The following is an 11,516-nucleotide window of genomic DNA, read 5'->3' as shown; positions in this document are numbered from 1 at the left end:
GCATGCCGACCGACATGCTTCCTCCATGCGCTGCGGTTGCGGCCCGATATTACAATGTTCCTATTGAAATAGTGGAGCATGTAAGCAGCACCTCGCAGTCCGGTGGTATCGGACCGATGGGAATACAACCTGGATGGTTGCCTGTTCTGGAACGGGCCGGTTTTTCGTCCGAAGCCGTGAAGACGAATGCCTGCATGAACATCGCCGCAGGCGCATGGATACTGAAATGGGCCGGAGTTGGAAACGCGAAGCGGCCAGAAGGTATGGCTGCAGCGCCCCCGCCGCCCCCTACCCCGTCGCGTCCCCTCTCCACCGACCTGCGGACATGCCTGAAGCTATCGGCTCGGCAGTACGGGATACCCGGGCAGCTTTTCCTCGCGGTGGTCATGACAGAAGGCGGGAAAGTCGGCCGCGTCTCACGTAACACCAATGGCTCCTATGACATGGGACCGGCACAGATCAATTCGAGCCATCTGCCCGAGTTGGCCCGCATGGGAATTACCCGGGACCAGGTCATCAATGACGGCTGCCTCAATCTCCATGTCGGTGCATGGATCCTCTCCCGTGCCCTGAACGGACAGACACCGGACAATCCCGGTGAGTTCTGGCGGCGGGTGGGAAACTACAACAGTTCGACACCCGAGTACAACCGGGCCTATCAGGCCAAAGTCTGGAAAAATGTCGTCGCCGCGTCGCACCCACAACGGCCTGCCGGATGATCGTCTCATGAAGAGATCATTCGCTTTCATGCCCGGCGCGCTGCTTGCACTGGCCCCGGCACTCACCGCGTGCGGCGGACACCGGACCGCTGCATCCCCCGCCACACCGACAATGGCACAGGAAATGTCGGGCCTGCTTGAAACCATGGACGGGCTTGGACAGATCCGTTTCCCGATGGCCCGCCCCGGATCGGTCCTGCCGGCAGAGATGAACCGCCCCATGAGCTGGCACTGGTCCGGTCGGCTCGACGACGGCGTCCGGCTGCTGGCCGGCCGCGTGGGTTATTCCGTCATCACGCCACCTGCGGCCCACGCGATCACGGTGCGTGTGGACGATGACAACACCACGGCCGGACGCCTGTTCGACCATCTCGCCGCAGCCGCCGATCCCCGCGCCGAAATCGACATCGACGTGCCACGGCACACGATCAGGATAATCTGCCATGTATAAGCCATTGCGTGCCCTGCCGCTGCTTGTCGGCCTGACACTGCCGCCCGGCACGGCGGGCGCGGCGGACACCACGGGCAAGGGACCGGTTGCCCTCCCTGTACCTTCCGTGCCCTCACCACAGGACGGCACCGCCAATCCGGTCAACACGCCCCTGACGGGCGCGTTCATCGCGCCGGTCATCACGGACGTCAACCGCCCCCCCTCCATGGAAGCCCTGATGGCCATCCGGCCCGGCTACTCCCCGCGACAGGAATCCGGGAACGGTCGGGATGATACCGTGCGCCAGGCGGCATGGGCCTATGGCGCGCAGGGTGGCCTCGCCGGCCGATCCTATGCCATCAATCGCATGCTCGAACGTAACACCACGACACTGGATCGCGAATTCGATTTCCGTCCCCTGGTATTGCCTGTCGGCAACGGATCACTGCTTCTGCGGCCACCCGTCGTAACCAATGCCCAGATGGCCGTTGCCCTTGATCCTTCAGGCCAGACGGCGCAGTTCGCCGAACAGATATACGAGATCACCCGACAGGCGCAGGTGGTAACGGCCGCGCCCCAGTGGCGCACCTGGCTTACCCGCCGATATGACCTCCCCGCTCCCCCCAGTGACGCATTGAGGCCACGCACGGCTCACGAAGTCTCGGTCTGGCGTGAGGGTGTCGCACGGGGATTTGCGGCGGGCGAACGCCAGGCGGTCGAAATCTTCCTCGACGACCTGGCGCGCCTCGAGCGTGAAATCGTCGGCATGGCGCGCTACCGGATGCTACTGAAAGCGGGCAAGGTCGAGGCGCCACAGGTGGCGCTGCTCAACCACCCGACACAGGGCGGCCGCGACCTCATGCGCGTTAACGTGCAGGACATCCGCATCAGTTCCCAGCCGGGTCTCGACGCCAACCGCGCGCACTGGCGCATCTCGGGAGAGGGCCGGTGACGCCCGGAACCTCCTCCTCAAATGCGTGGGATGCGGGACGGGTCGCGAGCCTGATTGGCGGTGTTACGGTTGCCATCATCCTGATGACATTGCTGGCGTGGTTCCGGTTCCACACACAGATCGCGCAGGCAATCCTGCTCATTCAGGACATGGAACTTGATGTCATCGGCCTGTTCACACACGGCTACGACCAGATCCATGGCAGCCTGCACCATGCCGTCCCCGAGCGGGTCTCGTGGGCGACGCTATGGCAGTTATGCACGCTCACGGGCATGGCGCTGCGCATTCCCGCCATTGTCCTCATCATGGCCCTTGCGGCGCTATGCCTCACCTGCGCGCCCCGCAGCCGTTATCGCGAACGCTTTGGCCTCGACGGCATGCAGGCGGTCCTCGCCCGGATCCACCCGGTGGGTGCAGCATGGGTAGGGGGAAAGCTACGTCTCGTGGAACCAGCTCCACCGACGAAGGGCCTGCGCCCGCTCGACCCCGCCCTGCGCCCGACGGAGTGGCTCGAACGATATAGCCCGGGAGACGTGAATACGCCGCAATGGGCCGAAACCACGCGGGATGCCCTGGCCAGACAGCTCGGCCAGCCGTGGACGGACCCGAACGCACTCCCCCCGGCGGAGCTTTGCCTGTTCATGGTGTTCACCTTTTTCGGCCAACGCAGGAAGGAGGAAGCCCAACGCCTCCTTGAAGCCCTGTCCCGTGCCGTGGCGGGGAACCTGAAAAAGGGTGCACCGGCAGCGCCCGTCCGTCTCCCTAAACGCTTCATCCGGCGGCTCAACCAGACATATGCCGCAAATACCTGGGCAGAAGCCATTGCGATGGCGAATGCCCACGCCTACAGCCGCCCGGCCCTGCTGACCCTGCTGCAACACGCCCGCACCCGCAGCGGCGTCGTCAATCCGGGCCTTTTCTGCGCGGTACAACTGCTCGACCGCGATCTGTGGCTGGCGCTCTCCGCCCCTTCCTACCCGCAGCACGGCTCCCCCCTGTACGTCCTGTCCACGACCGTCTGCATCGAGGCGCAGGCGCTTGTCGAACACTGGCAGGCTGAAGGCATGGAAGGTCTCCCGCTCCGCGAGCCGCAGATTTCGCGCACCCTCACCACCCTGAAATCAGTAAAGGCAGGCTTTTCGACCCATGACGCCTGAAGATACGAAAACCGGCACGCTGTTCCTCGGCGCACGGAGCGCCGCCACCGAACTGCGCCACTGGGTGCTACGCACCTACCTGCTCGAAGAAAACCAGCTTGACCCCAGCATGGTGATGACCCTGCCGCAGCTCGATCACGTGGCACGCCATGGCACCTTTTATGGCTACGATGTCTCACGGGCGCCGGAGACGCTTATCGCACCGGTCAGGAACTATATCAGCGCCATCCGTGAGGGACGCCAGCCCCGAAGCGGGCGGGAACTCCCGCGTCGCCTTTACCAGGCGCACCGGCGGATCACCGAACTCATGGAAGGCTCCCTGCGGCCCGGCAGCCGGGGCGGAAGGAGGCCGACCCCGTGAGCAACCCGTTCTGGCCCGAGGATGGCGTTTCCCTGCGGGGTGAAGCGCTGGACCGGCTCCTTATGTGGTGCTCCGAACAGGATGCATCGCGTATCCAGTTGCAGACCGACAAACCCATTGTCATGAAAGTGCATGGGCTTAACCGTACGATCACCCGCGAGGCGCTGCTACCGGGGATTGTGGAAGACGCCATCAATTACATGTTCCGCGACAGTACTGCGGTCACCCACCTGCGCCAGTCCAGGGCGCTGGATCTGTCCCATACCATATGGCCGGACCGGCGCGCCCGGCGCTACTCCTTCCGCATCAACGCCGTCCCCACCCTGGTCGGTCCGGAACAGGCCGTGGGTATCACGATCCGGCCCCTGGTCGATATCCCCCGCCCACTCGCCGAACAGAATGTCGAACCCCGTGTTCTCGAAGCACTTGAAGGCGATAACGGCATGTACCTGGTCTGCGGCGCGACAGGCAGCGGCAAGACCACGCTGCTCGGGGGGATCAACCGCAAGCGGCTCGAAGATCCCGACTGCCATATGGATCTGGTGGAGGGCTCAGCACCGCTGGAGCTGCTCTATGATCTCGTGCCGGCCGTCAATTCCACCGTCATGCAGACCGAGATCCCACGCGGCCTCCCGACTTTCGCGGAATTCATCCGGGCCGCGATGCGACAGGAACCAACGGATATCGTCGTGGGAGAAATTCGTGATCCTGAAACGGTGGTTGCGGCCATTCAGGCCGCCATTTCCGGGCATCGCCTTCTCTCATCGCTGCATACCTTCGACTGCGCTTCGACTGTGCGCCGTATCGCCGCGCTCTGCCCCGCCGACCAGCGCGACAGCCTGACCATCTCGTTCGTGGAAAACCTCAGGGTAATCGTCAACCAGCGCCTGCTGCGCTCCACCGATGGACGGCGCACGCCGATACGCGAGTTCCTGCCCGTCAGCCGCGCCTTCCGCGACCGCCTGCTCGACGCGGATCCGAAACACTGGCCGGAACTCACCCGGAAAGCGGTCGAAACGTCCGGACAGAGCTTCGAACAGTCGATCAGGTCAGCACACCGGGAAGGCCGCATCACCGAGGCGGTCGCGGCCGCCGCCATCAGACAGGAGCTGTAGCCATGTGGCGATTTACCGCCGACCCCGTGCGGCTGCTCATCATCGACTGCCGGGCGTTGGCGCCCATGGCGCTGTGGCTTGTCCATATGCGTGAATGGACATTCATCACCGCGATCATCGGCGTGGCGTTTTTCGGTATTCTGGCATGGATGGGCCTGACCCTTCCCGTGGCATGGCGCATGTTCCGGGTCTTCGTCTCCGGGTCCCGCCGCCCGCTCCTGCCAGCGTGGAAACGGCGGGACTACGCATGAACGACATCGAAACCATCATTGACGTCGTGAGTGACCTCATCAGAAGCGGCGGGTACACCTTCACCCTGGAAGGAACCACACAGCCTTTCCTTACCCCATGCCGGATCGCGGAGCCCGAATTCCTGCTTCCGGTTCTGGCACGGCTGGCGGAAGAACTCTGGCGGCGGGAAACGGAGACAGGCTTCGGCCTCCAGATCGAGCCCGACGAAACAGCCCTGACGGGACACAGGCTTGTCGCCATCCATCACGCTCCCCTGTCGCTTGTCGTGCTGTGCATGGATGAAGTCCTGCGACGCGTGGGCGAGGGCGGTCAGGAGATCCCCCTCGAGGCCCTCCATAAATATGCAACCGCGCTCTATCCGCAAACAGGCCCACAATCGGCCACCGCATAACGGTAGCACATAATGCAAAGGAACGACCCGTGATCATCATCCTCACGAGCGAAGACGGTCCCGTCACCATCACACCGGGAGCCAGCAACGCCAGCGTCATATGCCTGCCAGACACACCGGGCAATATTGCGGTGCCTGCGACTACCACCATCCAGAAGCACGATCCGGTCCGTTCGCCGCGCCGGAAGAGCGTAAGCCCTCCACCGATGGGCACATCCGTGAGGATCGGCATATGTGTCGCGGGACTGTGCCTCATCATGTTCACTTTCGGCCGGATGGTTTTCTCGGGGCATGGTCCTGTCAGCCAGGACACCCGTATTGCTGCGCTGGCGTCATTGCCTGAGCGTGAATACCGTGTACAGGGGGGCGACGTACAGGCTCCCCGGTCCGTTGCTCCGCCGGTCGCGCAGGCGGGATCACCGGCAGCGGCACCTGCGTCGGTGAACGCCTCCTTCGGGCTGCAGTAACCATGGGCGTCATCGAGCGTCGCATTGACGGGCCACAGGATTTCCATGAGCAGCGCGGGGGGATCGCCTACCGCGATACCCGCACCGTCGGCACTCACATCAAGGAAGCCCTCACGACCGGGGCATCTGCCATCGGGCTGGTGGGCATGGCGACCACGATCTTCTCGGTCCCGGCCCTGACGACGGCGATCGTGCCCCTGGCGCTTGCCTATGCCGGCTATGTCATGACCCGGCCGATCACCATGCCACTGCGCCTGCCGGCTGACACCAGGCGGAAAGATTACGGCAATCCTGTCCCCGACCCCAGACGAGCAGGCGTCCAGAGACCGGGGCCGGCCAAAGGTGACTGGTTTCTCGGCTGGGATGAAACGACCGACCAGCAGATCTGGCTTGCCGGCGAGGACATGTCGATGCACGCAGTCCTGCCGGGTGCTACGGGATCGGGCAAGACCCAGTTCATATACAGCCTGCTGTGCAATGCCCTCGCGCAGGGTAGCGGGTTCACCATTGTCGATGCGAAAGGCTCGAACAATCTCGTCTTTTCGGTCGCGGCGCTTCTTGAACGCTGGGGCATGAGAAGCAACCTGCGCATCATCAACCTCATCGTCTCCGACGGCGACCGGAAAACCAATACGTGGAACCCCTTCGGCAGCGTCAATGCCGAGGGCATGACGGAGCTGCTGCTGACCCTGTTCCTGCCCGAAGACGAAAACGGCGCGGGCAATTCGCAGCACTTCAAGGACCGGGCAGACGCACTGATCCGCAGCATGGCGCATGTCTTCGTCTGGATGCGCGACAACCTGGGCATACCCATCACAGCCGAGACGATCAGGGCCAACTTCTCCGATATCCAATCCCTTATCGACCTGACGCGCTCTCCCGGCCATTCGAACGACCAGCGCCGGTTCCATTTTTACAATGATGCATCCGGCAAAATCGACACGATCCCGCTGCCACCCGGGTTTCCCGCCACGATGCTCAATCCCGTCCGCGCCTACGTCGCGGAAACGGGGGGATATTCCTCGGAAAAAGGCGACGCATCCGGGCAGGACAAGGTACGCGAACAGCATTCCTACGTCGTAGGCGGCTTTGCCCGGACCTTCACCCAGATGACCACGACACTGCGCCATATCTTCCAGTGCGCGGTGCCCGATATTGATTTTCGGGATATCATCTTCAACCGGCGCATCCTGGTTGTCCTGATCCCCTCACTCGAAAATTCGACCTCGACCAACGCGGCCCTGGGCAAGACTATCATCACCGCGCTACGCTATGCCCTTGCCGGTGCGCTCGGCACCTCGCTTGAAGGCAGTTACGAGGATCTGGTCACCAACCGCCCTTCCGCATCCTCCACCCCCTATCCGCTCGTCATCGACGAAGGCGGGTACATCGCCACGCGTGGCCTTGATGTCATGATGGCGCAGGGACGCGAACTCAATATCAGTCTGCTCCTGTCTTTTCAGGAGGTGGGATCATTCTACGCAACGCTGGGACGTGACCGGAGCGTGCCGCTACTGGGCAACCCGAAGCTCAAGATCATCGAAAACCTTGAGGATTCCGGTCCAACGCGGGAATGGCTTGAGCAGACGGCTGGCACGATGCAGGTCAGCGTGCTGCCTGGTTACGACACCTCGGCGGCGCTTGGCGTGTATACCGACCAGACACGCGCCGATATCCGGGAAGTCAAACGCATCTCGTGGAGCGACGTACAATCGCTCCAGCAGGGACAGGCGATCATCCTGTTCCGGGGCAAGCGCATTTATACCCGCCTGTTCTATGCTGGCGTAAAGCCGTCTGGCGTCAATCGGGTTTTCCCGATGATGGCCCTGTCCAGGCCATCACGGAGCACAACGGCCATTACGATCGGCGGCTCTTTCGACCCCGATGCGGACATACGGGAGCACCTCATTGCGGGCGATGATATCGTTACCGCGTCCCGCCTGCCCGCGCTGGGCGGGGTACTCAGCGCCGTTTTTAACCGGCTGGCGACAGTCATAGACATTCGGGCGACGCCGCTCGACGATGCGCAGGAACTGTTTTGCGACGGGCTACCATCTGTCCCCGCCGCACCCTTTGGCTGCCTGTTCAAGAACCTGCCGACGCCCTATCCACGACGGGGCGATACCCCCGTCACCATGGTTAATCCCAGAATATCCCGGGAACTGTCCGAGACCATGGTGGCGTTTGACATACGCACGGGTGCCAGCGAGCCGCACGCACGTAACGCTGTGGCTATTGCACTCAATGCAACGGTGGCTTCCCCGGATACGTAGGGCGAGAGCAGCCCCCGTCCCTACGTCGCAACCGGCAGTCATGCCGTGAACAAGATGAATATCGGATCGGTGTGTAAGCCGCATGATGGCAGTTTTCGCCCGCATCTGAGACGAAAAGACACCTCAGCATTATTCCTTAAAGCAGACATGGTAACCGATAATGTATTGATGATGTTCAGTCCAACTTGTCGTTTCACAATCACATGATAGCGTCTGGCTTGACCTAAAATTTCAGGAAAAGTAGGATAATGGAGAACAGGCAGGCGCTTTCCGCGACAGAAAAGGGGGCCTACGGCTGTGGTGATGCTGCCTCCAACATGATGTGGGGCGTGACGTCATCCTATGCGCCTGCACCTTCAAATCGGTGCGCTAGCGCTGACAGGTCGGTCGGGATGTCCAGCCCGGTAACCCCGTGCTGAGACCCGCAAAACCTGGCGCAGCCTCTCGATTGGCCATTCATGCCGAAGACGTTCATTCTCGCGGGCCAGATCAGCCTGAGGCGCGGATGTCGGCCCGGTCGGACGATAATCCACTCTCCATTTGCCTGGAGTGGATTTGCCGATACCCAGGTCGGCCGCAACGCGCGTGCGTGACAGCCCACTGCTCAGCGCGATCCTCACGGCCTCGCGTTTGAAATCTTCCGTATGCCTCATGCTCTCGTCGGTCTCCTGATACGAGCTTGAAACGCTCAGATGACCAGCACAAAATCGTCACAAATCCAGTTCACATCTCTCGATGTACGTCCGTCAGATTCTCGCTGCCTGACGGGAAGATTACAATATAGTACGACCCCGTTCCTGGCTCGACTGGAAAAACACTTGCTCAAGTCGTCGACAAGGGTCTCGAGCCCATGCCCCGAAGCCTTTTTTGGCAACTCAACTCCAAGCTACAAAATAAAAAACTCCACTTTTAGCTACAACAAAAGTAATATACATTACAATATATCATGTTCTATCTTTATATGAGGTATAGATGTCAACCCCTTTATCACGTAGACGGACAAGGAGTGCACTGGCCGCCCTTTCCCATTGGTAGCATATGGACGTGCCAATCACCTGTTGGCGGGCGATAGGTATCCGACCAAAGCTAGCGATCATTTTTGCCGATCTAATCGAAGCAAAACTGTCAAAGTCAAAGGTCAACTTCTTTTCATGGGCAAATTCTATACTTTTCCATAATAAAAGCATATTCGCACCAGCAACCTGCGCTTCACGGTCACGGGCCGACTGCCAAAAATAAACATGTTTATGGTCCCATACCAGCACGACACAGGAAATCTGGCGACCGGTTTCATCTCGTGCTGAGAATACTAATCCCTGATTTTTCAGTCTACAGGCATGAAATATCTTTTCAAGCCGCGCGAAGTCGTGACTATTTTTCTTTTTAGGCCGGTCTACTAGGGACATGCGAATGAATTCGGTTATGTCCGTGCTGCGAACTACCGTCAGCTTGCGGTCAGCGGAACGGATGAGATTCCGAGTTTTCTGGTCGCAATCCCTCCAGACTTCTTCAAGAGGCGTGTCTGGTGCAATACGAAAGGTAAACTGTTGTCGAATCAAAAAACCATTTAGAGAAAAAGCAAAACCTGTTTCGTCATCCGGGTCGAGGCTGAGTTGCAGGCTGTCATAGGCAGGAAGTTTTTTGACCAGTTCCGCAATGGTATTGCGAATATTCTGCGCCCGCCGGAACGGCTTGGATGGGGGCAAGAAAAGGCGAGGTCCTAGTGTCCTGGTATAGGGTGGCGTGCGGATCAACCGCAGTCCCAGATGGTTTTTGCAAAAAATATTAAGACTAGCGATAACTTTCCCGTCTTTCGTTACCTCAATAACCTCATAATTATTATCAGTCGCGGCATCTAACCACCATGATTCGTGAAAAATAGAAGGGCTATATTCATTAGATACCGGGTCTGTATCAGACATGGGAGACTGGCCTTAACTGACAAAACTAAGTGTATCGTAGTGTTGCTATATGTGACATTAGATGTCAATTGTGTCGTGCGGATACATAAATTTTGTATCACCTGTTAGGTGGCGAGATGTCATTGGCATGATGTGGAGTAGGCGGCATCGCGTTACAGACCATGGTTTGCGTCCTTTTTGGGGGAGGAAGACGGATGCTTCAGATCCATCCACAGGCGCGCACGACACCGGCTGTGCGAACTGACATAGCCCGCTCGTCAGAGCCGACATCTGTGCTGGTCAGGCACTACGGGATTAGCGGTGAAACCGTCCGCAAGTGGCGAAAACGTGGTTTAGATACCTGCCAGAACCGCAGCAGCCGTCCTCGGAGACTGGCCTGGAAAGCTCCTGATGAGAAACGCGCCATTATCTGTCAGCTCCGACGCTCTACCGGTTTTGGCCTGGATGATCTGAACTTTGTCGTGCGGCATTTTCTGCCACATTTGAATCGGGATAATATCTGGCGGATCTAAAAGAAGCCGGACTGAACCGCGTGCCTCCTGCTCCAAAGAGTGGATCTGTTCGCCGAAAAGGAACGTTCCGGGACTATGATCCGGGGTATGTCCATATTGATGTGAAGCATCTTCCAAAGTTACAGACAGCAGATGGAGAACGACGCAAACGCTACCTGTATGTCGCCATCGACCGCTGCTCCCGTTCGGCACATCTGACCGTGTGTGACACGGAAAATGCAGGGAATGCTGTCGGTTTCCTCATGGCTGTCAAGGTTGCCTTTCCTTTCCGGATCACCCGCATCCTGACAGATCGTGTTTCCTGCTTTACAGCAAGCCTGCCTTGATATGACGATCGACCGACGCCGGACGAAAGCCTATTCACCGCAGACCAATGGAGTGGTCGAACGCTTCAATGGCCGTTTCGTGACCGAGGTGCTGCAGGTCTGCGTTCAAATCACGAGGATCTGGAAATCCTGCTCAAAGGCTTCTGCTTCGCTTGGAAACATCGCCCGTAACGTGTTCTGGGTGGCATATCCCCTGCTGAACGCATCACGTCGTGTCTTGAAAAACACCCCGTGTCCCGTAATTCTGATTACGTCAAACCAGCCAATCGTGACATCATGAAGCAGGTCGATGAAATCCTTGATTACGCCAATAACGTCTCGCCTTCTGACAGCAGGCGCATGTCACCAACCTGCCGTATCCAGCTCGAAGATAACTGCTATAGCATGCCAGGTTCCTTTGCCTATCGTTTGATCAGTCTGGAGGTCATCGCTTTGATTGTCTTGCTTGCCAGAGCAGGTTGCCGCTATGCTTTCGATTACTTGGCGCTTGCTGCCGGGCAATCGCCGTCTGATAGTTCGTGCCCGAATGCCAACTCCGCCAGCATCTATGCGCGCAATAGTGATCATTCCCAGATGGTTTTACCCGCGATGAGGTTTGCTCACAGGGGGCATCACTCAAACCATGATTCCGAATGTCTC

12 protein-coding genes and 1 pseudogene are annotated in these 11,516 nt (G+C 59.4%); 11 read left to right on the top strand and 2 right to left on the bottom strand.

Annotation, left to right across the window (positions count from 1 at the left end):
• The first annotated feature begins 2 nt into the window (after window positions 1-2).
• Genes LDL28_RS14205 through LDL28_RS14160 form a run of 10 tightly spaced genes read left to right on the top strand, consistent with a single transcriptional unit; the run spans window position 3 to window position 8,117 of the window.
• Window positions 3-719, top strand: a complete 717-nt coding sequence (locus tag LDL28_RS14205) for a transglycosylase SLT domain-containing protein (RefSeq protein ID WP_233059333.1) — start codon at window positions 3-5, stop codon at window positions 717-719.
• 7 nt (window positions 720-726) lie between these two features.
• Window positions 727-1,170: a DotD/TraH family lipoprotein gene (locus tag LDL28_RS14200; RefSeq protein ID WP_233059332.1), complete on the top strand. Its 444-nt coding sequence runs from the start codon at window positions 727-729 to the stop codon at window positions 1,168-1,170.
• Window positions 1,163-2,101 carry a type IV secretory system conjugative DNA transfer family protein gene (locus tag LDL28_RS14195; RefSeq protein WP_233059331.1) on the top strand — a complete coding sequence of 313 codons (939 nt, stop codon included), beginning with the start codon at window positions 1,163-1,165 and terminating at the stop codon, window positions 2,099-2,101. The genes LDL28_RS14200 and LDL28_RS14195 overlap by 8 nt, the downstream gene beginning before the upstream one ends.
• A complete protein-coding gene (locus LDL28_RS14190) occupies window positions 2,098-3,258 on the top strand; it encodes a hypothetical protein (RefSeq protein ID WP_233059330.1) in 1,161 nt (386 codons plus the stop codon). The genes LDL28_RS14195 and LDL28_RS14190 overlap by 4 nt, the downstream gene beginning before the upstream one ends.
• Window positions 3,248-3,619 (top strand): hypothetical protein, encoded by a 372-nt coding sequence (locus LDL28_RS14185; protein ID WP_233059329.1) that lies wholly within the window; start codon window positions 3,248-3,250, stop codon window positions 3,617-3,619. The genes LDL28_RS14190 and LDL28_RS14185 overlap by 11 nt, the downstream gene beginning before the upstream one ends.
• Window positions 3,616-4,734: an ATPase, T2SS/T4P/T4SS family gene (locus tag LDL28_RS14180; RefSeq protein ID WP_233059328.1), complete on the top strand. Its 1,119-nt coding sequence runs from the start codon at window positions 3,616-3,618 to the stop codon at window positions 4,732-4,734. The genes LDL28_RS14185 and LDL28_RS14180 overlap by 4 nt, the downstream gene beginning before the upstream one ends.
• Before the next feature lie 2 nt (window positions 4,735-4,736).
• Window positions 4,737-4,985 carry an IcmT/TraK family protein gene (gene icmT / locus LDL28_RS14175; RefSeq protein ID WP_233059327.1) on the top strand — a complete coding sequence of 83 codons (249 nt, stop codon included), beginning with the start codon at window positions 4,737-4,739 and terminating at the stop codon, window positions 4,983-4,985.
• Entirely contained in the window at window positions 4,982-5,377 is a 396-nt protein-coding gene (locus LDL28_RS14170; protein ID WP_233059326.1) for a hypothetical protein, read from the top strand. The genes icmT and LDL28_RS14170 overlap by 4 nt, the downstream gene beginning before the upstream one ends.
• 29 nt (window positions 5,378-5,406) lie before the next feature.
• Window positions 5,407-5,844 carry a hypothetical protein gene (locus LDL28_RS14165; protein ID WP_233059325.1) on the top strand — a complete coding sequence of 146 codons (438 nt, stop codon included), beginning with the start codon at window positions 5,407-5,409 and terminating at the stop codon, window positions 5,842-5,844.
• Window positions 5,845-5,846: 2 nt separating this feature from the next.
• Window positions 5,847-8,117, top strand: a complete 2,271-nt coding sequence (locus tag LDL28_RS14160; protein ID WP_233059324.1) for a type IV secretory system conjugative DNA transfer family protein — start codon at window positions 5,847-5,849, stop codon at window positions 8,115-8,117.
• A 356-nt stretch (window positions 8,118-8,473) separates the two neighbouring features.
• Here the strand turns inward: LDL28_RS14160 and LDL28_RS15740 are convergent, their stop codons facing one another.
• Entirely contained in the window at window positions 8,474-8,770 is a 297-nt protein-coding gene (locus LDL28_RS15740; protein ID WP_370636402.1) for a transposase, read from the bottom strand.
• Between the two features lie 291 nt (window positions 8,771-9,061).
• Window positions 9,062-10,039 carry a GNAT family N-acetyltransferase gene (locus LDL28_RS14155; RefSeq protein ID WP_233059323.1) on the bottom strand — a complete coding sequence of 326 codons (978 nt, stop codon included), beginning with the start codon at window positions 10,037-10,039 and terminating at the stop codon, window positions 9,062-9,064.
• Window positions 10,040-10,233: 194 nt separating this feature from the next.
• Here LDL28_RS14155 and LDL28_RS14150 point away from each other — a divergent pair.
• Window positions 10,234-11,207, top strand: a pseudogene (locus tag LDL28_RS14150) (IS481 family transposase); the annotation flags it as partial.
• Window positions 11,208-11,516 lie beyond the last annotated feature (309 nt).

The organism is Komagataeibacter sp. FNDCR2 (assembly GCF_021295395.1).
GTDB lineage: Bacteria > Pseudomonadota > Alphaproteobacteria > Acetobacterales > Acetobacteraceae > Komagataeibacter.
This window is presented reverse-complemented; position numbering and strand designations above follow the sequence as displayed.